We start from the raw sequence: 22,857 nt of genomic DNA on the forward strand, positions 1-22,857 counted from the left end.
GTCAATTTTTCGTATACGTGGGCAAAACGCCTGTCAGAACATAGAGTTGGCGCCACGTTTTAAAGCGGTTTGCACAGTGTAAACCCCTTATTTTTCAGCATTTTTTATAGAGGCACGGGATTACATGGAAATCGGTCTGCGCGAGTGGCTGATCGTCATCGGCATCATTGTGATAGCCGGTATTCTTTTCGATGGCTGGCGCCGTATGCGCGGCGGCAAGGGAAAACTGAAATTCCGTCTTGACCGAAGTCTGTCCAACCTGCCGGACGAGGACACCAGCGCTGAGCTGTTGGGCCCGGCCCGCGTACTGGACAACCATAAAGAGCCGCAACTGGACGAGCACGACCTGCCATCGGTGAGCATGCCGGCCCGCGAAGCACGCGAGCCTCGCGAATCCGCTTCCAAGCGCGGCAAGCGCGGCAGCAACGGTCCGGCCCAGGGCGACCTGAACCTCGATCTGGACCTGGACGGCGGTCCGAGCTTCAGCAGCCGTGACGATGATTTCATCGAGCCGGTCGCCAAGGCGTCGCCGGCAGTTGCCGATAAAGATCAGCCGCAAGCCGAAGAAGTATTGGTCATCAGCGTGATCTGCCGCGACCCGGCCGGCTTCAAAGGCCCGGCACTGTTGCAGAACATTCTGGAAAGCGGTCTGCGTTTCGGCGAGATGGATATCTTCCACCGTCACGAAAGCATGGCCGGCAACGGCGAAGTGCTGTTCTCCATGGCCAACGCGGTCAAGCCGGGCATCTTCGATCTGGACGACATCGACCATTTCAGCACCCCGGCGGTGAGCTTCTTCCTCGGCCTGCCAGGCCCGCGTCATCCGAAGCAGGCCTTCGACGTGATGGTCGCGGCAGCACGCAAGCTGTCCCAGGAACTGAACGGCGAATTGAAAGATGACCAGCGCAGCGTCCTGACCGCGCAAACCATCGAGCACTACCGTCAGCGCATCGTCGAATTCGAACGTCGCGCCCTGACCCAGAAGCGTTGATTGAAAAGGTTGCCTCGCGATAAAGAGGCAATCGGCAAATAGATTGAGCAGCCTCGGCTGCTCTTTTGCTTTATGAGAGAACACCCATGACTGCCGCCGAAACCCGCATTCTAGAGCTGCGTGCTGAACTCGATCAGCACAACTACCGTTACCACGTCCTCGATGAGCCGAGTATTCCGGATGCCGAGTACGACCGGTTGTTCCACGAGCTCAAGGCGCTGGAAGCGGCCAACCCGGAACTGATCACCAGCGACTCGCCGACCCAGCGCGTCGGCAGCGTGGCGCTGACCGCGTTCACCCAGGTGCGTCACGAAGTGCCGATGCTCAGCCTCGGCAACGCCTTCGAAGAAACCGACATGCGCGAGTTTGACCGTCGGGTGACCGAAGGTCTGGACCTGCCGGCCGGCGATCTGTTCGGTGGTGGTGCGGCGGTGGAATACAGCTGCGAGCCGAAACTCGATGGCCTGGCGGTCAGCCTGCTGTATCAGGACGGCGTGCTGGTACGCGGCGCCACGCGCGGCGACGGTACCACCGGCGAAGACATCAGCGTCAACGTGCGCACCGTGCGCAACATCCCGCTGAAGCTTCACGGCGAAGGCTGGCCGGCGACGTTGGAAGTGCGCGGTGAAGTGTTCATGTCCAAGGCCGGTTTCGAACGCCTGAACGCCTCGCAACTGGAAGTCGGCGGCAAGACCTTCGCCAACCCGCGCAACGCCGCCGCCGGTAGCCTGCGTCAGCTGGATTCGAAGATCACCGCCAACCGTCCGCTGGAATTCTGCTGCTACGGCATCGGTCAGGTGTCCAACGACATCGCCGACACCCACATCGGCAACCTCAAGCAACTGCAAGCCTGGGGCATGCCGATCAGCCACGAATTGAAACTGGCCAAGGGCATCGGCGAATGCCTGGATTACTACCGCGATATCGGTGAGCGCCGTAACTCGCTGGCCTATGAAATCGACGGCGTGGTGTTCAAGGTCAACAGCATTGCCGACCAGCGCGAACTGGGCTTCCGCGCCCGCGAGCCGCGCTGGGCCATCGCCCACAAATTCCCGGCCATGGAAGAACTCACCGAGCTGCTCGATGTGGAATTCCAGGTTGGCCGCACTGGCGCGGTCACGCCTGTGGCGCGGTTGAAACCGGTCAAGGTTGCCGGCGTCACCGTGGCCAACGCCACGTTGCACAACATGGACGAAGTCGCCCGGCTGGGCCTGATGATCGGCGATACGGTGATCATTCGCCGCGCCGGTGATGTGATTCCGCAAGTGGTGCAAGTGGTCATCGAGCGCCGCCCGGAAGATGCGCGCCCCGTGCATATCCCTGAGAGCTGCCCGGTCTGTGGCTCCCACGTCGAGCGCACGCAACTGGTCAAACGCAGCAAAGGCAAGGAGACCATCAGCGAAGGTGCGGTGTACCGCTGCGTCGGCCGACTGGCCTGCGGTGCGCAACTGAAGCAGGCGATCATCCACTTCGTATCGCGCCGCGCGATGGACATCGAAGGCCTCGGCGACAAGAGCGTCGAGCAGTTGGTGGACGAAGGTCTGGTCAGTTCGCCGGCCGATCTCTACGCGCTGAAGTTCGACGACATCGTCGATCTGGAAGGCTTTGCCGAGGTGTCGAGCAACAAGTTGCTGGCCGCCATCGAAGACAGCAAGAAGCCGGGTCTCGCGCGGTTCATTTATGCGCTGGGTATCCCGGATGTCGGCGAGGAGACGGCCAAGGTGCTGGCGCGCTCGCTGGGGTCGCTGGAGCGCGTCCAGCAAGCCTTGCCACAAGTGCTGACGTACCTGCCGGACATCGGCCTGGAAGTGGCGCACGAGATTCACAGCTTCTTTGAAGATGCGCACAACCAGCAAGTAATCACCGAGCTGCTGGGTCACGGTTTGCAGATTCAGGATCAGGGTGAGCTGGGCGCCGAGTTTGCCGCGAGTACAACGCTGGGCGGTTTCCTCGATAAGTTGCACATTCCTTCGGTCGGGCCGGGCGGGGCGCAGAAGCTGGCGGACAAGTTCGAATCGCTGGAAGGGGTGATGAACGCTGACTGGCTGGACATGCGCCAGGCATTGCCGGAGAAACAGGCCAATTCGGTGCGTGAGTTTTTTGAATCGCCTGAACATCGGCAACTGGCTGAAAGTGCCGAGAAACAATTGCGCGATTTCGGCATGCACTGGAAGAGCGAGAAGAAAGTCGTCGAAGGCCTGCCTCTGGCCGGGGAGACCTGGGTGCTGACCGGCAAGGTCGAGCTGATGAGCCGCGACGTCGCCAAGGAACACCTGGAAAGCCTCGGCGCCAAGGTCGCCGGTTCGGTGTCGGCCAAGACCCATTGTGTGGTTGCCGGGCCGGGCGCAGGGTCGAAACTCACCAAGGCCAACGAGCTGGGCGTGAAGGTCATGGACGAAGAGGCGTTTATCGCGTTCCTGAAAGGGCACGGTATTTCCGCCTGACGAAACGCGTGGGAACGATCAACTCGCGGGAATGATCTAGTCTTGGCAAGCCCCAGGGAGAGATCGCCATGTACCGCTTTTTCGAGCAGCTCAGTTCCCGCATCGTCGCGCCGTTCATGGGCGAATCTTCACGCAACAGCAAAGTCTGGCCGTGCCGTTGCGGCCAGTCGTTGTTCTTTCGCAACAGTCAGTGCCTGGCTTGCAACGCGGCGCTGGGTTATCAACCGGAACACGGTCGGCTGACGTCGCTGCAACCGGGGCCGTTTGAGGGCACCTGGACGCTGGATGCCGATCCCGAGGCCGGCCTGTTCCGGCGCTGCGCCAACCTCGATACCCCGGCGGCCTGCAACTGGCTGCTGCCCGCCAGCGATCACGACACCCTGTGCGCGGCTTGCGATCTGAATCGCACCATCCCCGATCTGTCCGTCCCGGAAAACCCCGAACGCTGGCGCAAGGTGGAAATCGCCAAGCGCCGACTGGTCGCACAACTGATCAGCCTCGGCCTGCCGGTCATCCCGAAAACCGTCGACGAAGACACCGGCCTGGCGTTCGATTTCATCGGTGTCGATCTGGAAGGCAACGCGCCGATGACCGGCCACGCCAACGGCCTGATCACCCTCGATATCGCAGAGGCCGACGACGCCCACCGCGAGCAGGTTCGGGCGCAGATGCACGAACCCTATCGCACGCTGCTCGGGCATTTTCGCCATGAGGTCGGGCATTACTACTGGGATCGGCTGATCGACAACGGCCCTTGGCTGGGTTCGTTCCGCAACCTGTTCGGCGACGAGCGCGCCAGTTATGCCGAGGCGCTGGAGCGGCATTATCAACAGGGCGCGTCGGCGGACTGGTCGCAGCATTACGTCAGTGCCTACGCCACCATGCACCCGTGGGAAGACTGGGCGGAAACGTGGGCGCATTACCTGCACATGATGGACGCGGTGGACACGGCGCTGGGTTTCGGCATGAGCGCCCGGGAAATGGACCTCGATTACCAGCCGTTTCCGTCGAGCACGCTGTACGACCCCGAACATCCCGGCGGCGCAGCGTTCCTGTCATTCGTCAACGCGTGGATCGAACTGGCCGGCATGCTCAACGAACTGTCGCGCAGCATGGGCCAGCCGGATTTCTATCCCTTTGTGCTGCCGCCTGCGGCGATCGCCAAGCTGCACTTCATTCATCTGGTGATCCAGCAAGAGGGCGGCCGGGCCGACGAGGTGCTTCAGGCGCAATAGCAAGTGCTTGAAGCCCTTCATATTTTTTATCTACAACCAGCGGTTGTAACTTCGTCTCAGATAGGTACAATGGCGCGGCTCGCCGACAGGTGAGCGTCGTTATGGTGACCCTATCGGTCCCCCCGCAACGATTACCCGTGAACCTGGTCAGAGCCGGAAGGCAGCAGCCACAGCGGGAACATTGTGTGCCGGGGTGTGGCTGGTAGGGTTACCACCTTAACGAACATCGAACGATTCAACACCGAACTGCATGGGTTTCGCCCACTGCGGTTTTTTTTATGCCTGCGATTTGGCGGTTCGTACCCAAACCCCCTGCTCGCGAGGGCGCCGACACGGGGTAATCATTTGCTCTTCAATCCCGCATACTCGCAGCCACCGAAATAAATGAAGAGTCTGGCCGGGATCGACCTTGTAAGGTCTGCACCCTGGCCGCGAGGTTTTATGCTCCCGGAACATTCCGATTTATCCAGCCCCGTGTTTTTGCCCGTCACGGATGAAACCTGCGCGAACCTGCTGCAGGCGAGTGGCGCCAAAGCCCTCGAAGCCCTGAGCGATCCCGAATTGGCGGCAGTGCTGGTCATCCAGAATCTGGTGCAAACGACAGAGCAGGATCTCGGCGCCGTGGCGGCAGAGAAAATTCTGGCCAAGCTCTTGTCTTGGGCTGCCGAAAAGCGGCAGTCAACAACGGCGGGCCTGCTGTCGGAAGCACAGCGACTGTTCGATCCGCGCAAACTGTATTTCGGCCTGAAAGTTCTCAAACCACTGAACCTGCGTTTTCTGCTGGCCGAAGAAGTGTCCGCACGCGACTATTTGTTGCCCGATGGTCAGTGGGATTTCGAATACAAAGTCCGGCGCCACCGCAGCCATGACCCGTTCAGTCAACAGATCGTGACGCCCCGGCAGCGCGAGCGCTGGTTGAGCCCGGCGCAGGACAAACTGGTCAGGACCTTCCGCGCCAACCTGGATGAAGACCTCCACGTTCAAGGTTACGCGGGGATCGGCAAGAGCCATCTGCTGGTGGCCTTGCTGGAGCATCTACGCCCGGAAAAAACCCTGTTGCTGGCGCGCACCCCGGCCAAGCTCGAAGTCCTTCGCCAGCGCATGGTGGGGCCGAGCGAGAAGAAGGCCGGCAAGACCTTCCTGGCGTTTGCCCAGTCGCTGATGCTCGGTCGCAGGCCTGCGGCGGAGGGGGCTCGAATCCCGAGTCGACAGGCGCTGGCGCAGGAACTGAACATCTTCGGTTTCCGCCACCACGACGGGCAGGCGACCCTTGAGCTCTGCCTCAAAGTGATCGAGCGCTACTGCCGTTTCCGTGATCACACTTTTTCGGCGAAGCATCTACCGCATTTCAACCATCCGCTCTCCAGCGTGGACGCGCAGGTTTTACTGGAGTATTCGAGCCGGGTGTGGGGCTACCTTGAGCTCAACCCGGCGTGGGGCAGTCAGACCGGGTTCGAAGCGCTACTGATGATCAAGCGGGCCTGCATTGCCGGTTGCGTGGTGCCGGCGCGCTACACCCACGTGCTGATCGACGAGAGTCAGGACATTCCCGGCTCGCTGTTGCAGATCATCGAACGTGGCCGCCAGGTGTTGATCACCCTCGGCGACGAGTACCAGCAGGCCAGCGGCGTGCCGGTCAAGCGCCACCGCGAGGTCCGCCAGAGCGATATCAGCTATTCCGTGCGCTCGGGCCGCAACGTCGAACGGCTGGTCAACCCGCTGATCGCCCGGCACTCGCAGAAGGGCAAGATTCCGTTCGAAGGCGCCAGTGATGCTGATGTCGTCATCAAGGAGTACCCGGAAGGTTTCGTACCGTCCGAAGGTTGCGTGGTGCTGACGGCATCGCCGTGGGACACCATGATCTGGGCCATCCACCTGCACGATTCCAACTGCAAGTTCAGATTCCCGGACAAGCGAACTCAGGATGATCTGAAGCATTTCATGGCTACGGCCATCGAACTGTTCAAACCGGATTTCTATCGCTCCGAATACAGCGAAAACGGCGTGCATCCTTACTTCAGCGACTTGCCCGACTGGCAGGCCGTGTGCGACGCCAATCAGTTCGACGAGTCGTTTTTGCGGGTCAGGGCCAAGCTGGAAAACGGCTTCATGATTGCCGACCTGACACGCCTGAACCGAATGATCGACAACACAGGCAACGGCTGCATGTTGATGCTGGCGGAAGAGGCGGGGGGCATGGAGTTCGACAAGGTGCTGCTGACCCCCGGCCTGCTGACCAACGAGAAATTCAAGGATGCCTATGCGTTCGATCAGCGGATCTGCGCCGTGTACATCGCCATTTCCCGCGCCAGGCTGAAGCTTTACGTGCCGTACGATGTGGTTGCCTGGGTCGAGTATCACGAGTACCAGAAATTCCGCGATACGGCGGGGCATTGAATATTCGGCTCACTGCGCAGGGTTATGGGGCGCCTTCCGAACCACCGGTATACAACCGGATAATGTCATCAATCTCCCCCGACATTTTCATCTGCAGCAACGTCCTCAATATCCGCTGCACCGGCACTTTCGGATCGTTGCGGACGTAGCAGCCGACCTGCTGCTCCTGCAACACTGCCGCCCCTCGCAGTTGCTGCCCCGGCAGCAGGCGCTGGTTGAACCAGTCCAGCGTCCATTGATTGCTCACGGCGTAGCGGTAACGACCGGCCAGGAGTTTGTCGAGCACCTGCTCCTGATTGCGCGCGTCTTCGCGCCATAACCGGTCGGCGTCGAACAGCGGCTGCAGCGTGGGGTAGCTGTAGCCGAGCACGGTGCCGATCGATTGGCGGGGCAGGTGGGCCGGATCGACGCTGGAGGGTTGATCCTGGCGGCCGATCAGCAGGTCGCGCTGGAAGAACAGCGGGATGCTCCAGATGTAATTCCCGGACAGGTTCGGCAGCCACGATTGCGAGGCATAACAGCGCACGTCGACTTCGCCGTGTTCCATGGTGTTTTGCACGCGGGTGCGGGGCAGGACGTGAAACTCCGCCGGCACGCCGACCTGGGTCGCCAGGCTGAGCATCATGTCGTAAAGGATGCCCTGGGTCGGGCGGCCGCGTTCGTATTGCGCCAGCGGCATCGCCCAGCTGTCGGCCATGGCGAAGCGCAGCGGCGGCTGCGCGGCCATCGCGTTCAGGCTGATTCCCAGTATTGCCCCCACGGCCCACCGCATAAATGCTCCGGTAATTCCCGTTCCCGTGCCGACAAAAGCCTCCGCCCATGCAGCTTAGCCAGAATAGAAGAGCGCACCGGATGCAATTTTGCCCTTGCTCCGCTAGCATTAGCCGCTTCTGCTTCCTTTGCCGCGACGGTTTTCGATGAGTTATCAGGTTCTTGCACGTAAATGGCGTCCGCGCTCGTTCCGCGAAATGGTCGGCCAGACCCATGTGCTCAAGGCTCTGATCAATGCCTTGGACAGCCAACGCCTGCACCACGCCTACCTGTTCACCGGGACGCGGGGCGTCGGCAAGACGACGATTGCGCGGATCATCGCCAAATGTCTGAACTGTGAAACAGGTATCACTTCAAGCCCGTGCGGCGAGTGTTCGGTGTGCCGCGAGATCGATGAAGGGCGCTTCGTCGACCTGATCGAGATCGACGCCGCGAGCCGGACCAAGGTCGAGGACACTCGCGAGCTGCTCGATAACGTGCAGTACGCCCCGAGCCGCGGGCGCTTCAAGGTCTACCTGATCGACGAAGTGCACATGCTCTCCAGCCATTCCTTCAATGCGCTGCTGAAAACCCTCGAAGAGCCGCCGCCCTACGTCAAGTTCATCCTGGCGACCACCGACCCGCAGAAACTTCCGGCAACGATTTTGTCGCGATGCCTGCAATTCTCGCTGAAGAACATGACCCCCGAGCGGGTAGTCGAGCATTTGACCCACGTTCTCGGCGCGGAAAACGTGCCGTTCGAAGACGACGCCCTGTGGCTGCTCGGTCGCGCGGCCGACGGTTCGATGCGCGACGCCATGAGCCTGACCGATCAGGCCATCGCCTTCGGTGAGGGCAAGGTGTTGGCCGCCGATGTGCGGGCAATGCTCGGTACGCTGGATCACGGCCAGGTCTATGACGTGTTGCATGCGCTGATCGAAGGTGACGCCAAGGCGTTGCTCGAAGCCGTGCGTCACCTGGCCGAGCAAGGGCCGGACTGGAACGGCGTGCTCTCGGAAATTCTCAACGTGCTGCACCGCGTCGCCATCGCCCAGGCCTTGCCGGAAGGCGTCGACAACGGCCACGGCGACCGTGACCGGGTGCTGGCACTGGCCCAGGCCTTGCCGGCCGAAGACGTGCAGTTCTATTACCAGATGGGCCTGATCGGCCGCCGCGACTTGCCACTGGCGCCAGACCCGCGTGGCGGATTCGAAATGGTCCTGCTGCGGATGCTGGCCTTCCGGCCGGCGGACACGGCGGACGCCCCGAGGCAACCGCTAAAGCCAGTGGGGATCAGCCAGGCCACAGTTGATTCCGCAAACTCAGTGGCTGCCGCGCCGAAACCTGCGCCGGTAGTTGCTGCGGCTGTTGCGCCGGCTCCGGTGGTTGCACCTGCGCCAGCGCCTGTTCCCGAGCCCGCACCGGTTGCCCCGGTGATTGCGCCTGAACCCGTGCCTGAGCCGGAACCAGAACCGGTCGCCGTCGAGGAAATCGTCGATCTGCCGTGGAATGACCCGGTAGAACCGGCTCCTGTGCAACAGCCAGCGGTAGAGCCGGTTCTGGAAACCACCGCCGAGCAGCCTGACCTGCCGCCGATGCCGCTGCCGACCCCGGACAGCGTCGTGCCGGATGCGCCGGAGTGGGCCGCCGCGCCGATCCCCGAGCCGTCGGTGGCCGAGGTCGATGCCGCCACGCCGGGCATGGATATGGACGACGAGCCGCCGCTCGACGAAGACTACATCGAGCCGGACATGGATTCGGCCTACAGTTACCTCGACGATCTGGCCAGCGAACACGCGGCCGATCCGGTCCCGGAGCCCGAGCCGGAACCCGCCGCCGCGCCGGCCACCGGTCTGGCCCTGCAATGGCTGGAGCTGTTCCCGAAACTGCCGATTTCCGGCATGACCGGCAGTATCGCCGCCAACTGCACGCTGATCGCGGTCGATGGCGACAACTGGCTGATGCACCTGGACCCGGCTCATAGCGCCTTGTTCAACGCCACCCAGCAGCGTCGGCTGAACGATGCATTGAACCAGTACCACGGCCGCACGCTGAACCTGAGCATGGAGCTGATCAAGCCCGAGCAGGAAACCCCGGCCCAGGCTGCGTCCCGGCGCCGTGCCAACCGTCAGCGCGAGGCGGAGGAGTCGATCCATGGCGATCCGTTCATCCAGCAGATGGTCCAGCAGTTCGGCGCGGTCGTGCGACACGATACTATTGAACCTGTCGACGCCCTGGTCAGTCAGGGCTAATAACTGAAGGCGTTCGGCGCAAATCGCCGGACGCTGTATTGATCCAAGTACTTTTGAGGTGATTACCATGATGAAAGGTGGCATGGCCGGCCTGATGAAGCAGGCGCAGCAGATGCAGGAAAAAATGGCCAAGATGCAGGAAGAGCTGGCCAACGCAGAAGTCACCGGTAAGGCCGGTGGCGATCTGGTCACCGTGGTGATGACCGGTCGTCACGACGTGAAAAAAGTCAGCATCGACCCAAGCGTTCTGCCGGGCCTGGACGAAGACGACCGTGAAGTGGTCGAAGATCTGGTGGCCGCTGCCGTCAACGCTGCCGTGCGTCAGATCGAAGCCAACAGCCAGGCCAAGATGGGCAGCATGACCGCTGGCATGAACCTGCCGGCCGGTATGAAACTGCCGTTCTGATTCGCCTTTGCGGATTGGATGAGCTACAAAAAATGCCAGGCATCGCGCCTGGCATTTTTGTTTCTGGCTGAAGAAGCATCGAACGCGCCACAGCCACCAAGGTCTGCTCCCTATACCCCGAATTCATTATTCAAAGGAGACGCTGACATGTCCGACCCCCTGACCCTCAATCAACGCATCGTGCTGGCCTCGCGTCCGGTGGGCGCGCCAACACCCGAGAATTTCCGTCTGGAGCGCGAAGCGCTGCCGGCGCTTGAAGACGGCCAGTTGCTGCTCAAGACCCTTCACCTGTCACTCGATCCCTACATGCGCGGGCGCATGAGTGACGCACCGTCCTACGCGGCGCCGGTACAAATCGGCGAGGTGATGACCGGTGGGGCTGTCAGCCGGGTCGAGCAGTCGCGTCATCCAAAATTCCAGGTCGGCGATCTGGTGGTCGGCGCCACGGGTTGGCAAAGCCACAGCATCAGCGACGGGCGCAACATCATCCCGATCCCGTCGGGGCTGCCGAGCCCGTCGATGGCCCTCGGCGTGCTGGGCATGCCGGGCTTGACCGCTTACATGGGGCTGATGGACATCGGCCAGCCGAAGGCAGGGGAGACCCTGGTGGTCGCCGCCGCTTCTGGCGCAGTAGGTTCGGTGGTCGGGCAGGTGGCGAAGATCAAAGGCCTGCGCGCCGTCGGCGTGGCCGGCGGTGCAGAGAAGTGCAAATACGTGGTCGAGGAGCTGGGTTTCGACGCCTGTATCGATCACAAGGCGTCTGACTTCGCCGAGCAACTGGCCAAGGCCTGCCCGAAAGGCATCGACGTCTATTACGAAAACGTCGGCGGCCATGTCTTCGATGCGGTCGTCCCGCTGCTCAATCCCAAGGCACGGATCCCGCTGTGTGGCCTGATTGCCGGCTACAACGCCACTGAAGTACCGAAAGGTCCGGATCGCTTGCCGATGTTGCAGCGTACCCTGCTGACCAAACGCGTACGCATTCAGGGCTTCATCGTGTTCGACGACTATGGCGACCGTCAGCCGGAATTCATCAGCGCCATGGTGCCGTGGGTGCGCGAGGGCAAGGTGAAATTCCGCGAAGACGTGGTCGATGGCCTGGAGCAAGCGCCGCAAGCGTTTATCGGGCTGCTGGAGGGGCGCAACTTCGGCAAACTGGTGGTGCGGGTCGCCCAGGACTGAGGATTTGACGCTGGCCGGAGGCGCGGGTATAAACCGCGTCTCGTTGTTTTGTCGGACTTTTTCCCCATGAGCTTCAGCCCTTTGATTCGCCAACTGATCGACGCCCTGCGAGTTCTGCCGGGCGTGGGTCAGAAAACTGCCCAGCGTATGGCGTTGCAGTTGCTCGAACGTGACCGCAGCGGCGGCACGCGCCTGGCCCAGGCCTTGAGCCAGGCCATGGAAGGGGTCGGACACTGCCGCCAGTGCCGCACGCTGACCGAAGACGATCTGTGCCCGCAATGCGCCGACACACGCCGTGACGACACGCTGCTGTGCGTGGTGGAAGGTCCGATGGACGTGTACGCGGTCGAGCAGACCGGGTTCCGGGGTCGCTATTTCGTGCTCAAGGGGCATCTGTCGCCGCTGGACGGGCTCGGCCCGGAGGCCATCGGCATTCCGCAGTTGATGACGCGAATCGAAGAGGCGGGCACCTTCACCGAGGTCATCCTTGCCACCAACCCGACCGTGGAAGGTGAAGCGACGGCTCACTACATCGCGCAATTGCTCAACAACAAAGGCCTGATCGCCTCGCGCATCGCTCACGGTGTGCCGTTGGGTGGCGAGCTGGAACTGGTGGACGGCGGCACGCTGGCTCACTCGTTTGCCGGGCGCAAGCCGATTTCCCTCTGAACCACACAATCCTGTTGAAAACCAAGCAAGCGCTCGGTTAAGTTCGGCGAACCCTTCCATGGAGTTCGCCGATGCCCGCCTTCCAGGAATACTTCGACCCCAGCCACCAAATGGTCCGCGACAGCGTCAGACGTTTCGTCGAACGCGAGATCCTGCCGGACATCGATGCGTGGGAAGAAGCCGAAAGCTTCCCTCGTGAGCTGTACCTGAAGGCCGGTGCGGCCGGCATCCTCGGCATCGGTTATCCCGAAGCGCTGGGTGGCAGTCACGAAGGTGATCTGTTCGCCAAGATCGCCGCCAGTGAAGAACTGATGCGCTGTGGCTCCGGCGGGTTGGTGGCCGGGCTCGGTTCGCTCGATATCGGTCTACCGCCAGTCGTCAAATGGGCCCGGCCCGAAGTGCGTGATTGCGTCGTGCCTCAAGTGCTCAGTGGCGAGAAAATCAGCGCATTGGCCGTCACCGAGCCGGGCGGCGGTTCTGACGTCGCCAACCTGCAGACCCGCGCCATCCGCGACGGCGATCATTACCGGGTCAGCGGCAGCAAAACCTTTATCACCAGTGGCGTACGCGCGGATTACTACACCGTCGCGGTGCGTACCGGTGCGCCCGGGTTTGGCGGCATCAGCCTGCTGTTGATCGAGAAGGGCACGCCGGGTTTTACCGTCGGTCGGCAGCTGAAGAAAATGGGTTGGTGGGCGTCGGACACGGCTGAATTGTTCTTCGATGATTGCCGGGTGCCTGTGGGAAACCTGATCGGCGCGGAGAACATGGGGTTCGCCTGCATCATGGGCAACTTTCAGAGCGAGCGTCTGGCGTTGGCGTTGATGGCCAACATGACCGCGCAACTGGCGCTGGAAGAAAGCCTGAAGTGGGCGCGGGAGCGTGAAGCGTTCGGCAAACCCATCGGCAAGTTCCAGGTGATCAAGCATCGCCTCGCGGAAATGGCCACGGCGCTGGAAGTCTCGCGGGAGTTCACCTACCGGCAGGCGGCGAAGATGGCGGCGGGGCAGAGCGTGATCAGGGAAATCTCCATGGCCAAGAACTTCGCCACGGACACCTCGGACCGCATCACCACGGAAGCGGTGCAGATACTCGGCGGGCTGGGTTATATGCGCGAAAGCCTGGTGGAGCGGCTGTATCGGGATAACCGCATCTTGTCGATTGGCGGCGGGACGCGGGAAGTGATGAACGAGATCATCAGCAAACAGATGGGGCTTTAGATTTTGTGACTGATCGTTCCCACGCTCTGCGTGGGAATGCAGTCCGGGACGCTCCGCGTCCCTTCCAAAGCCGAACGCGGAGCGTCCGTTGAGGCATTCCCACGCGGAGCGTGGGAACGATCGGGAGTCGCGGAGCGGGGTTGCTTACTTGTCGGTCAGCGCAAACTGCGTCAGGCAGAACGTAGGAATGCCCATGTCCTCAAGACGCTGCGAACCACCCAGTTCCGGCAGGTCGATGATCGCCGCTGCTTCGTGAACGCGGGCGCCCATGCGGCGGATCAGGTTGGCCGCTGCGATCAGCGTGCCGCCGGTGGCGATCAGGTCATCGAACATCACCACCGAGTCGCCTTCACACAGGCTGTCGGCGTGCACTTCGAGGAACGCTTCGCCGTATTCGGTCGCGTAGCCTTCAGCCAGTACGTCCGCCGGCAGTTTGCCTTGCTTGCGGAACAGCACCAGCGGCTTGTTCAACTGATACGCCAGCACCGAACCGATCAGAAAGCCCCGCGCATCCATCGCGCCGATGTGGGTGAAGTCGGCTTCCACATAGCGGTGGGCGAAGCTGTCCATCACCAGGCGCAGGGCCTTGGGCGACTGGAACAGCGGGGTGATGTCGCGAAAAATCACGCCCGGTTTCGGGAAATCGATCACAGGGCGGATCAGGGATTTGATGTCGAAGGAGTCGAAGACCATCGTCGAGGTGTCCTGGCAGGGCTGCAAACGGCGCAGTATACCCGCGGCTGAAACGATACGCTCGGCCGCGGGTCGAGATCAGACTTCGAGCGAGCCACCGGCCAGGGCGCAGAGCTGGATCGGGTCGAGGATATGGATTTCCTTGCCCTCGGCGGCGATCAGTTCGTTTTGCTGGAAGCGGGTGAAGACCCGGGACACGGTTTCCACCGCCAGCCCCAGGTAGTTGCCGATTTCATTGCGCGACATGCTCAAACGGAACTGGTTGGCCGAGAACCCGCGAGCGCGGAAGCGGGCCGACAGGTTGACCAGGAACGTGGCGATGCGCTCGTCGGCGGTTTTCTTCGACAGCAGCAACATCATTTGCTGGTCGTCGCGAATTTCGCGGCTCATCACGCGCATCAACTGACGGCGCAGCTGCGGCAGTTGCAGGGCCAGTTCGTCGAGGCGTTCGAACGGAATCTCGCAGACCGAGGTGGTTTCCAGAGCCTGGGCGGAGACCGGGTGTTTCTCGGTGTCCATGCCGGACAGCCCGACCAGTTCGCTCGGCAGGTGGAAACCCGTGAGTTGTTCTTCGCCGGTATCGCTCAGGCTGAAGGTCTTCAGGGCGCCGGAGCGTACTGCATAAACGGAATCGAAGGTGTCGCCCTGGCGGAACAGGAACTCACCCTTTTTCAACGGGCGGCCACGTTTAACGATTTCGTCCAGCGCATCCATGTCTTCCAGATTCAGCGAAAGTGGCAGGCAGAGAGGGGCCAGGCTGCAATCCTTGCAATTAGCCTGGTTGTGAGCGCGCAGTTTAACTGGCTCGGACATTTCTTAAATCCTTGTGGGAAAACACACATAAGGCGTAAGGGTAACCCAGGGGAGGACATTCAGGCCAGCCTGTGGCGAGATTGCTCCCACGGCATAAAGCCGCAGGGATGACGGCCGATAAACAGGTATCTGACGGCATGCAAGGAACCGCTTCGATGACTGCTATTGGCACGCTGACCCCCGGTAACAGTGGCGTTGCGTCGTTGCTGGAAAGTGCTGAAACCTCCGTTGACGATGAGTCCGGCACAGACGCGGCATTGTTGGGAACCCCGACCTTGGTCGAGGGCGTCAAAGTGTCGCTGTCCGGTGCCGCCATTGCAAAATCCGCCGGTGTCGGCGGGAAAAACAGCGATATCGATGAAAGCGGCTTGCCGGAAAACGTCCAGCAATTGCTGAAGATGATTCGCAAGTTGCGCCAGCAGATCGCCGAAAAGAACGCCCAGATCAACGCGCTGATGGCCAACAAGACCCTCTCCAACGAAGAGCGATTCGCCAAGATCGCTGCCCTCAAAGGCGCCATTTCTGCCCTCAACAACGGTCTCATTACCGCCAATCTGTCCTTGGCCAAGGTCATCGATCAATCGGGCCTGACCGCGGACCAGAACCTGAAAACCAATACCTTGCTGATGAAAAGCTAGATCACCCGCGAGAAACGCTGGCGGTTCTGCTGTTCCAGATAAGCGTCGAACACCATGCACACCGAACGCACCAGCAGGCGCCCGGCCGGCAGCACGCTGATTCGTTCGCGATCCAGTTCGATCAACCCGTCCTTTGCCATGCCTTGCAACTGCGGCCAGAGCGCGCCGAAGTAGCCCTGGAAATCGATGTTGAAACTGCGCTCGATCTCGGCGAAATCCAGGCTGAAATTGCAGATCAGTTGCTGAATCACTGCGCGACGCAGGCGATCGTCAGCGTTGCACACCAGGCCACGGCTGGTGGCCAGTTGCGCGCCAGCCAGGGTGTTCTGGTATTGATTGAGGTCGCTGCTGTTCTGGCAGTACAGGTCGCCGATCTGGCTGATGGCCGATACGCCCAGACCGATCAGGTCGCAATGACCATGGGTGGTGTAGCCCTGGAAGTTGCGTTGCAGGGTCGATTCTTCCTGGGCAATCGCCAGTTCATCGTCGGGCAGGGCGAAGTGGTCCATGCCGATGTAGCGATAGCCGGCGGCAGTCAGTTGTTCGATGGTGCGTTGCAGCATTTCCAGTTTCTGCGTCGGGCTCGGCAGTTCGTTGCCGTTGATCCGTCGCTGCGGCATGAAGCGTTCCGGCAGGTGCGCGTAGTTGAATACTGACAGCCGATCCGGTTGCAGACTGATGACTTCCTCGACGGTACGGGCGAAGTTGTCCGGGGTCTGCTTGGGCAAACCGTAGATCAGGTCGATGTTGATCGAGCGAAATTGCAGGGTGCGTGCCGCGTCGATCACCGCGCGGGTTTCTTCCAGGCTTTGCAGGCGATTGACCGCCCGTTGCACCGCCGGGTCGAGATCCTGCAGACCGATGCTGACCCGGTTGAAGCCCAGCTCACGCAGCAGGCCCATGGTCGACCAGTCGGCTTCGCGCGGGTCGATCTCAATGCCGTAATCGCCAGAATCGTCATCCAGAAGATTGAAATGTTTGCGCAGGTGCGCCATCAACTGCCGCAATTCGTCGTGGCTGAGAAAGGTCGGGGTGCCGCCGCCGAAGTGCAGTTGTTCGACTTTCTGCGCCGGGTCGAGGTGGCAGGCGATCAGCTGGATTTCCTGTTCGAGCCGTTGCAGGTACGGTAGGGCGCGGCCGCGATCCTTGGTGATGACCTTGTTGCAGGCGCAGTAGTAGCAAATGTTCGCGCAGAACGGCACGTGCACGTACAGCGACAACGGGCGCAGGGCCTTGCGGCTGTCGCGCAGGGCATGGAACAGGTCGAAGGTGCCGACCTGACTGTTGAATTGCACGGCCGTCGGGTACGAGGTGTAGCGCGGCCCCGCCAGGTCGTAGCGGCGGATCAAATCGGTGTCCCAACGAATGGCGTCGAGCATGCGGGCATTCCCCCGGATAGGCTGGCAGTGTGAGCGAGTCTAGGGGAGGGCGCGGAGGGGCATCTTGATTTGCATCAAGCCTGGATCAGTGGCCCATCAGCCAGTGCTGGTGCGGCCCCGGCAGGGTCCAGATGCCGAACAGGATCACCAGCAATCCACCAGCCATGCGCACGCTGCGTTTGCGCAACAGCGCTGTGACCCGCTCGGCCGCGAGGCCGGTCGCCAGCAATACCGGCCAGGTGCCGAGCCCGAAGGCGAGCATCAGCAAGGCACTGTCCAGTGCATTGCCCTGGCTGGCCGACCACAGCAACGTGCTGTAAACCAGCCCGCACGGCAGCCAGCCCCACAGCGCGCCGAGCAGCAGCGCCCGGGGCAGACTCGACACCGGCAGCAGACGATTGGCGACAGGTTGAATGTAACGCCACAGTCCGCGACCCAGGCTTTCGATGCGGGTCAGGCCGCTCCACCAGCCCGCCAGGTACAAGCCCATGGCGATCAGCAGCAACCCGGCGAGCACGCGCATGAACAACGCCGCAGGACTGTTGGCGACGGCCCAGCCGGCCAGCCCGATCAGCAGTCCCGCAGTGGCATAGCTGAGGATTCGTCCGAGGTTGTAGGCCAGCAGCAATCGAAAGCGTCGGCTGCGTTGTTCCTTGGGAATCGCCAGGGTCAGCGCGCCCATCAGGCCGCCGCACATGCCCAGGCAATGCCCGCCACCGAGCAGGCCGAGAATCAACGCAGACACCAACAGCGGCGCCAGTTCAAGCATGGGGCGGCGCCTTGTCGTCCGGTTTGGCCGGGTTGGCTTCGTCCACCGCAGCGGTGTGGTTCGGGTCCTGGTCGTCGAACAGGATGCTGTGGGCGGGGCCGTCGAGGTCGTCGTACTGGCCGCTGTCCACCGCCCAGAAGAAGATGTAGACGGCGATGGCCACGATCAGCAGCGCGGCCGGGATCATCACGTAGAGAGCTGGCATCTGTACTCCATGCCCGCGCGGCTCAGGCCGGCAGCGGGCGGGTTTCTGACGAGGCGCTGACGGCCGGCGCACTCGGCAGGCGAGTCAGGCGCAGGGCGTTGAGCACCACGGTCAGCGAACTGATCGACATGCCGACGGCGGCCCACACCGGAGTGATCCAGCCGAGGGCGGCGAACGGCAACATGAGGCCATTGTACAGCGCGGCCCACAACAGGTTCTCGATGATCACCCGCCGTGTGCGACGGGCGAGCGAGAAGGCTTGTACGAGGGCGTCGAGACGGTTGGACAGCAACACCGCATCGGCACTGGTTTTCGCAAGATCAGTGGCCGAGCCCATCGCCACGCTGATGTCGGCGGCAGCCAATACCGGCACGTCGTTGACCCCGTCGCCAAGCATCAACACCTTGCGGCCGTCCTTGTGCAGTTGTTGCAGCACTTGCAGCTTGTCGTCCGGACGCAGACCGCCCCGGGCCTCGTCGATGCCCAGTTCGGCAGCGACACTGGCGACCATCGGCGAACTGTCGCCCGACAGCAGCAGCGTGTGCCAGCCGCGCGCCTTGCACGCGGCGAGCAGGGCCGGGGCGTCGGCGCGCAGGCGATCATCAAGGACGAACCAGGCCAGCGGCCCCTGAGCGTCACCGAGCAACAACCATTGGCCCGGTTCATCGGGCATCGACGGTACAGGCGCGCCGCTCAGGTCGCAGACAAAATCGGCCTGACCGATACGCAAGCGCTGTGCTCCGACCAATCCTTCAAGCCCCAGCCCCGGAGTGCTGTGAACCTCTTCAGCGGCCAGCGGCGCCCGACCAAAGGCCCGGGCAATCGGGTGTTCCGAGCGGTTTTCCAGCGCGGCGGCCAGGCTCAGGCACTGATCGCTGTCGAGTGCGCCGAGCGGGCGTATCGAACGCAGCACCAGACGCCCCTCGGTGAGGGTGCCGGTCTTGTCGAAGATCACGGTGTCGATCTGGTTCAGGCCTTCCAGCACATGACCGCGCGTGAGCAGCAGGCCGAGTTTGTGCAGGGTGCCGGTGGCGGCGGTGAGGGCGGTCGGCGTCGCCAGCGACAGCGCGCACGGGCAGGTGGCGACCAGCATTGCGAGGACGATCCAGAACGCCCGCGACGAATCCAGCTCCCACCACAACAGGCCGATGGCGGCCGCGGCGATCAACGACAGCAACAGGAACCACTGCGCGGCGCGGTCGGCGATTTCCGCCAGCCGAGGTTTTTCCGCCTGGGCGCGATCCAGCAGGCGGACGATGGCCGACAACCGCGTGTCCTGACCCAGCGCCTGCACTTCGACGGTCAGCGCACCTTCCACATTCAGCGTGCCGGCGGTGACTGCATCGCCCAATGTGCGCGGCTGTGGCAGGTATTCGCCGGTCAGCAGCGACTCATCAATACTCGACTGGCCGTCGAGGATCTTGCCGTCCGCCGGCAGCACAGAACCCGGTTGAACCAGCACCCGGTCACCAAGGCGCAGTTCGCTGAGCAGGATGCGTTCGCTCTGGCCGGCGTCGTCGAGGCGCAGGCACGAAGCCGGCAATAGATTGACCAGTTGCGCGGTGGCAGCGGCGGTGCGTTCCCGGGCGCGGCGTTCCAGATAGCGCCCGGCCAACAGGAACAGGGCGAACATGCCCACCGCGTCGAAATACAGCTCGCCGACCCCGGTGATCGAGGTCCAGATCCCGGCGACATAAGCCGCACCGATCGCCAGCGAGACCGAGACGTCCATGGTCAGGTGGCGAGTGCGTAAATCGCGCATGGCGCCTTTGAAAAACGGTGCGCAGCTGTAGAACACGATCGGTGTGGTGAGGAACAGCGCGACCCAGCGCAGGATGGTGTGCAACTCGGGGCTGAGGTCGATGTTGAATTCCGGCCATGTCGCCATGGTCGCCATCATCGCCTGGAACCACAGCAGCCCGGCGACCCCGAGTTGGCGCAGGGCGAGGCGGTTTTCGCTGGCCAGTTGTTCGCTGGCGCGGTCGGCCTGATACGGGTGCGCGGCGTAGCCGATGTGGCGCAGTTCGCCGAGGATCTGGCTCAGCGGCAATTGGGCGTCAGCCCAGCGCACGTGCAAGCGATGGTTGGACAGGTTCAACCGCGCCTCGGCCACGGCGGGCAGCGTGCGCAGGTGTTTCTCGATCAGCCAGCCGCACGCGGCGCAACTGATGCCTTCCATCAACAGGGTGGTTTCGGCCAGTTCGCCTTCGTGGCGAACGAAAGGTTGTTGCACGTCGGCGCGGTCGTACAGCGCCAGCTCATCCACCAGTTGCACCGGCAATGCTTCGGGGTTGGCCGAGGCTTCGCTGCGGTGCTGGTAATAACTTTCCAGCCCGCCAGCGACGATGGCTTCGGCCACGGCCTGACAGCCGGGGCAGCAGAACTCGCGGGACTCCCCGAGGACGACGGCGGTGAAGCGGCTGCCCGTCGGAACGGGCAGGGCACAGTGGTAGCAGGGGAGTGGGGTGGTCATCAGGAACAGGCTTATTTCTTCAGGTCTTCAGCACCTTGCAGCGGTTCATCACCCAACAACAAATCCTTGTCATGGCTGACTACTTCTTCTTCAAACATCCGCCACACGTGATCGTCCTGCGAACCCAGCAGTTCCACAAAGCGCCGGCCTTCGATCTTGTCGCTCAACTGGCCAATATAGCGGCCGGTTTCGGTTTCACTGCGGGTCAGGACAATCTTGCGATCCTTGTCCGGCTGGGTCGGCGAGATCAGGTTCAGCTCAAGGGTCTTCGGCTGGCTGTTGCCGCTCAACCGCAGATCGACTTCACCGGTGACGTCATCCAGATGCACGGCAGCGCGCATCTTCAGGTTCTGCGCCAGCAGTTCGCGATCCAGCGAACGGTTGATGCCTTTGCCGGCCTCGTAGTAGTTGTCGTTGACCAGGTTGTCCGGGTTGTTTACCGCAATGGTCACCATGGACAGCGTCAGGGTCACCGAGCAGGCCAGAATCCCGATGATGATCCATGGCCAGAGATGCTTGTACCAAGGGCTTGCGGCGTTTGCTGCGGGCATGTTCAGTTCTCTCAACGATTTTGTGGGCCGATGAACCGGCTCTTGGCTTCTACGTGGACGCTGTCGTCATCGGCATCCTTGAGGATGAATTTCACCTCGTTGGTGCTCGACGGCAGTTGTTCGGGCGCGCTCGACAGCTCGACCGGCATGCTGAAGATTTCCCCGGCCGGCACCTTGATCTCGCGCTTGCCTTGCAGGCGCAGATCCGGCAATCCGGCGGCTTCCAGCACGTAAGTGTGGTCGCGCTGATCCTTGTTCATGATCTTCAGGCTGTAGACGTTTTCGATCCGGCCTTCCGCGTTTTCACGGTACAGCACACGATCCTTGCTGACGTCGAAGCCTACCAGCGAACGCATGAAGAAGGCCGTCACCAGCAGACTGATCATCGCCAGCAGCACCACGGCATAACCGATCAGGCGTGGACGCAGTTTATGGGTCTTCTGGCCGGACAGGTTGTGTTCGGTGGTGTAGCTGATCAGCCCGCGCGGGTAATCCATTTTGTCCATGATGCTGTCACAGGCGTCGATGCACGCGGCGCAGCCGATGCACTCGATCTGCAGGCCGTCGCGGATGTCGATGCCGGTCGGGCAAACCTGGACGCACATGGTGCAGTCGATGCAGTCGCCCAGGCCCTGAGCCTTGTAGTCGACGCCTTTCTTGCGCGGGCCACGGCTTTCGCCGCGACGCGGGTCGTAGGAAACGATCAGGGTGTCCTTGTCGAACATCACGCTCTGGAAGCGCGCATACGGACACATGTAGATGCACACCTGCTCACGCAGCCAACCGGCGTTGCCGTACGTGGCGAGGGTGAAGAAACCGACCCAGAAATACGACCAGCCATCGGCCTGGCCGGTGAAGAACTCGAACACCAGTTCGCGGATCGGCGAGAAGTAGCCGACAAAGGTCATGCCGGTGACGAAACCGATCAGCAGCCACAGTGCGTGCTTGGAGAATTTGCGCAGGAATTTGTTGGCGCTCATCGGCGCCTTGTCGAGCTTGATGCGCTGGTTGCGGTCGCCTTCGGTGACCTTCTCGCACCACATGAAAATCCATGTCCACACGCTTTGCGGACAGGTATAGCCGCACCAGACCCGGCCGGCATACACCGTGATGAAGAACAGGCCGAACGCGGCAATGATCAGCAGGCCCGAGAGCAGAATGAAATCCTGCGGCCAGAAGGTCGCGCCGAAGATGAAGAACTTGCGTTCCGGCAGGTTCCACCACACCGCCTGATGGCCGCCCCAGTTCAGCCAGACCGTTCCGAAATACAACAGGAACAAGGCAGCGCCGCCCATCATCCGCAGATTGCGGAACAGGCCGGTGAAAGCACGGGTGTAGATTTTTTCTCGAGAGGCGTAAAGGTCGACGCTGTTGTTCGCGTTCTTGTTGGGGGGCGTGACGTCGTGTACCGGAATCTGATTACTCATCATTGCATCCCACGGCAGTGGAAAAATGCCTCGGTCGATACGTGCCGGCCGGGGTCAAAAAGGGGTGTTGCGGTGGCGCAATGATACGCCTGTCATGCCGACGAACGGGTGCGACCTTTGGTCGCGTTGGGGAAAAATCTTGAATGGTGTAGCGAATGTAACAAAGCATGATGCAGATCAATTGACTATAGACGATCCTTGCTCCCGTTCTCGCGAACGAGCCCCCGGAATGCGCTGACATGACTGTCTGGAGCGGCATCAAACCAGTTTTCCACCTCCGAGACTGTCCAGTCCGCTGCCGTTACTCTTCTTGGCGCGTTCGACTGTTTTTGTTTTGTCGTTGGCAGGGGGCTCTGTAGGTGT

19 protein-coding genes and 1 other RNA gene are annotated in these 22,857 nt (G+C 61.9%); 11 read left to right on the top strand and 9 right to left on the bottom strand.

Translation table 11 applies throughout. The features are described 5' to 3' along the window. Positions 1–124 precede the first annotated feature (124 nt). From zipA to IF199_RS09395, 5 genes are all read left to right on the top strand, one after another. On the top strand, positions 125–991 hold the full coding sequence (gene zipA / locus IF199_RS09375; RefSeq protein ID WP_096822500.1) for a cell division protein ZipA: 867 nt from the start codon (positions 125–127) through the stop codon (positions 989–991). Between the two features lie 86 nt (positions 992–1,077). After that, on the top strand, positions 1,078–3,435 hold the full coding sequence (gene ligA / locus IF199_RS09380; RefSeq protein ID WP_192560179.1) for an NAD-dependent DNA ligase LigA: 2,358 nt from the start codon (positions 1,078–1,080) through the stop codon (positions 3,433–3,435). Positions 3,436–3,503: 68 nt separating this feature from the next. Continuing rightward, the gene (locus IF199_RS09385) at positions 3,504–4,670 is read left to right on the top strand and encodes a zinc-binding metallopeptidase family protein (RefSeq protein ID WP_192560180.1); all 1,167 of its coding nucleotides are present in this window, start codon (positions 3,504–3,506) and stop codon (positions 4,668–4,670) included. A 111-nt stretch (positions 4,671–4,781) separates the two neighbouring features. Continuing rightward, positions 4,782–4,878, top strand: an RNA gene (ffs, locus tag IF199_RS09390) — signal recognition particle sRNA small type. Between the two features lie 233 nt (positions 4,879–5,111). After that, positions 5,112–7,067, top strand: a complete 1,956-nt coding sequence (locus IF199_RS09395) for a hypothetical protein (RefSeq protein ID WP_192560181.1) — start codon at positions 5,112–5,114, stop codon at positions 7,065–7,067. Between the two features lie 22 nt (positions 7,068–7,089). On the opposite strand, the gene IF199_RS09400 is transcribed toward IF199_RS09395, so the two are convergent. Beyond that, complete coding sequence (locus tag IF199_RS09400; protein WP_192560182.1) at positions 7,090–7,839, bottom strand: substrate-binding periplasmic protein; 750 nt, start codon at positions 7,837–7,839, stop codon at positions 7,090–7,092. Between the two features lie 145 nt (positions 7,840–7,984). On the opposite strand from IF199_RS09400, the gene dnaX reads away from it, so the two are divergent. The 5 genes from dnaX (at position 7,985) to IF199_RS09425 (ending at position 13,546) form a co-directional block, all read left to right on the top strand. After that, positions 7,985–10,069: a DNA polymerase III subunit gamma/tau gene (gene dnaX / locus IF199_RS09405; protein ID WP_192560183.1), complete on the top strand. Its 2,085-nt coding sequence runs from the start codon at positions 7,985–7,987 to the stop codon at positions 10,067–10,069. A gap of 67 nt (positions 10,070–10,136) precedes the next feature. Continuing rightward, positions 10,137–10,475 (top strand): YbaB/EbfC family nucleoid-associated protein, encoded by a 339-nt coding sequence (locus IF199_RS09410; protein WP_007951650.1) that lies wholly within the window; start codon positions 10,137–10,139, stop codon positions 10,473–10,475. Between the two features lie 147 nt (positions 10,476–10,622). Next, positions 10,623–11,657 (top strand): NADP-dependent oxidoreductase, encoded by a 1,035-nt coding sequence (locus IF199_RS09415; RefSeq protein WP_192560184.1) that lies wholly within the window; start codon positions 10,623–10,625, stop codon positions 11,655–11,657. 66 nt (positions 11,658–11,723) lie between these two features. After that, a complete protein-coding gene (recR, locus tag IF199_RS09420) occupies positions 11,724–12,326 on the top strand; it encodes a recombination mediator RecR (protein WP_192560185.1) in 603 nt (200 codons plus the stop codon). Between the two features lie 71 nt (positions 12,327–12,397). Continuing rightward, positions 12,398–13,546, top strand: a complete 1,149-nt coding sequence (locus IF199_RS09425) for an acyl-CoA dehydrogenase family protein (RefSeq protein ID WP_192560186.1) — start codon at positions 12,398–12,400, stop codon at positions 13,544–13,546. 144 nt (positions 13,547–13,690) lie between these two features. Here IF199_RS09425 and IF199_RS09430 read toward each other — a convergent pair whose 3' ends face one another. After that, the gene (locus tag IF199_RS09430; RefSeq protein ID WP_003223345.1) at positions 13,691–14,239 is read right to left on the bottom strand and encodes an adenine phosphoribosyltransferase; all 549 of its coding nucleotides are present in this window, start codon (positions 14,237–14,239) and stop codon (positions 13,691–13,693) included. Between the two features lie 78 nt (positions 14,240–14,317). Beyond that, on the bottom strand, positions 14,318–15,052 hold the full coding sequence (gene fnr / locus IF199_RS09435; protein WP_007951654.1) for a fumarate/nitrate reduction transcriptional regulator Fnr: 735 nt from the start codon (positions 15,050–15,052) through the stop codon (positions 14,318–14,320). A 155-nt stretch (positions 15,053–15,207) separates the two neighbouring features. Here fnr and IF199_RS09440 point away from each other — a divergent pair, with 155 nt between their 5' ends. After that, positions 15,208–15,690 (top strand): hypothetical protein, encoded by a 483-nt coding sequence (locus tag IF199_RS09440; protein ID WP_096822491.1) that lies wholly within the window; start codon positions 15,208–15,210, stop codon positions 15,688–15,690. On the opposite strand, the gene hemN is transcribed toward IF199_RS09440, so the two are convergent. The 6 genes from hemN to ccoG form a co-directional block, all read right to left on the bottom strand. After that, the gene (gene hemN / locus IF199_RS09445) at positions 15,687–17,069 is read right to left on the bottom strand and encodes an oxygen-independent coproporphyrinogen III oxidase (protein ID WP_096822490.1); all 1,383 of its coding nucleotides are present in this window, start codon (positions 17,067–17,069) and stop codon (positions 15,687–15,689) included. The genes IF199_RS09440 and hemN overlap by 4 nt on opposite strands. A gap of 85 nt (positions 17,070–17,154) precedes the next feature. Further along, entirely contained in the window at positions 17,155–17,838 is a 684-nt protein-coding gene (locus IF199_RS09450; RefSeq protein WP_039770036.1) for a sulfite exporter TauE/SafE family protein, read from the bottom strand. Continuing rightward, entirely contained in the window at positions 17,831–18,043 is a 213-nt protein-coding gene (gene ccoS, locus IF199_RS09455; protein ID WP_007951659.1) for a cbb3-type cytochrome oxidase assembly protein CcoS, read from the bottom strand. Before ccoS ends, IF199_RS09450 begins: the two co-directional genes overlap by 8 nt. Positions 18,044–18,065: 22 nt before the next feature. After that, positions 18,066–20,516 carry a heavy metal translocating P-type ATPase gene (locus tag IF199_RS09460; protein ID WP_192560187.1) on the bottom strand — a complete coding sequence of 817 codons (2,451 nt, stop codon included), beginning with the start codon at positions 20,514–20,516 and terminating at the stop codon, positions 18,066–18,068. A gap of 11 nt (positions 20,517–20,527) precedes the next feature. Further along, a complete protein-coding gene (locus IF199_RS09465; RefSeq protein WP_102622556.1) occupies positions 20,528–21,067 on the bottom strand; it encodes a FixH family protein in 540 nt (179 codons plus the stop codon). An 11-nt stretch (positions 21,068–21,078) separates the two neighbouring features. Next, complete coding sequence (gene ccoG, locus IF199_RS09470; RefSeq protein ID WP_192560188.1) at positions 21,079–22,494, bottom strand: cytochrome c oxidase accessory protein CcoG; 1,416 nt, start codon at positions 22,492–22,494, stop codon at positions 21,079–21,081. Positions 22,495–22,857 lie beyond the last annotated feature (363 nt).

The organism is Pseudomonas allokribbensis (assembly GCF_014863605.1).
Classification (GTDB): domain Bacteria; phylum Pseudomonadota; class Gammaproteobacteria; order Pseudomonadales; family Pseudomonadaceae; genus Aquipseudomonas; species Aquipseudomonas allokribbensis.

Coding starts and splice junctions, on each gene's coding strand:
- zipA (WP_096822500.1), top strand. CDS start 125: ATGGAAATCGGTCTGCGCGAGTGGCTGATCGTCATCGGCATCATTGTG.
- ligA (WP_192560179.1), top strand. CDS start 1,078: ATGACTGCCGCCGAAACCCGCATTCTAGAGCTGCGTGCTGAACTCGAT.
- IF199_RS09385 (WP_192560180.1), top strand. CDS start 3,504: ATGTACCGCTTTTTCGAGCAGCTCAGTTCCCGCATCGTCGCGCCGTTC.
- IF199_RS09395 (WP_192560181.1), top strand. CDS start 5,112: ATGCTCCCGGAACATTCCGATTTATCCAGCCCCGTGTTTTTGCCCGTC.
- IF199_RS09400 (WP_192560182.1), bottom strand. CDS start 7,839: ATGCGGTGGGCCGTGGGGGCAATACTGGGAATCAGCCTGAACGCGATG.
- dnaX (WP_192560183.1), top strand. CDS start 7,985: ATGAGTTATCAGGTTCTTGCACGTAAATGGCGTCCGCGCTCGTTCCGC.
- IF199_RS09410 (WP_007951650.1), top strand. CDS start 10,137: ATGATGAAAGGTGGCATGGCCGGCCTGATGAAGCAGGCGCAGCAGATG.
- IF199_RS09415 (WP_192560184.1), top strand. CDS start 10,623: ATGTCCGACCCCCTGACCCTCAATCAACGCATCGTGCTGGCCTCGCGT.
- recR (WP_192560185.1), top strand. CDS start 11,724: ATGAGCTTCAGCCCTTTGATTCGCCAACTGATCGACGCCCTGCGAGTT.
- IF199_RS09425 (WP_192560186.1), top strand. CDS start 12,398: ATGCCCGCCTTCCAGGAATACTTCGACCCCAGCCACCAAATGGTCCGC.
- IF199_RS09430 (WP_003223345.1), bottom strand. CDS start 14,239: ATGGTCTTCGACTCCTTCGACATCAAATCCCTGATCCGCCCTGTGATC.
- fnr (WP_007951654.1), bottom strand. CDS start 15,052: ATGTCCGAGCCAGTTAAACTGCGCGCTCACAACCAGGCTAATTGCAAG.
- IF199_RS09440 (WP_096822491.1), top strand. CDS start 15,208: ATGACTGCTATTGGCACGCTGACCCCCGGTAACAGTGGCGTTGCGTCG.
- hemN (WP_096822490.1), bottom strand. CDS start 17,069: ATGCTCGACGCCATTCGTTGGGACACCGATTTGATCCGCCGCTACGAC.
- IF199_RS09450 (WP_039770036.1), bottom strand. CDS start 17,838: ATGCTTGAACTGGCGCCGCTGTTGGTGTCTGCGTTGATTCTCGGCCTG.
- ccoS (WP_007951659.1), bottom strand. CDS start 18,043: ATGCCAGCTCTCTACGTGATGATCCCGGCCGCGCTGCTGATCGTGGCC.
- IF199_RS09460 (WP_192560187.1), bottom strand. CDS start 20,516: ATGACCACCCCACTCCCCTGCTACCACTGTGCCCTGCCCGTTCCGACG.
- IF199_RS09465 (WP_102622556.1), bottom strand. CDS start 21,067: ATGCCCGCAGCAAACGCCGCAAGCCCTTGGTACAAGCATCTCTGGCCA.
- ccoG (WP_192560188.1), bottom strand. CDS start 22,494: ATGAGTAATCAGATTCCGGTACACGACGTCACGCCCCCCAACAAGAAC.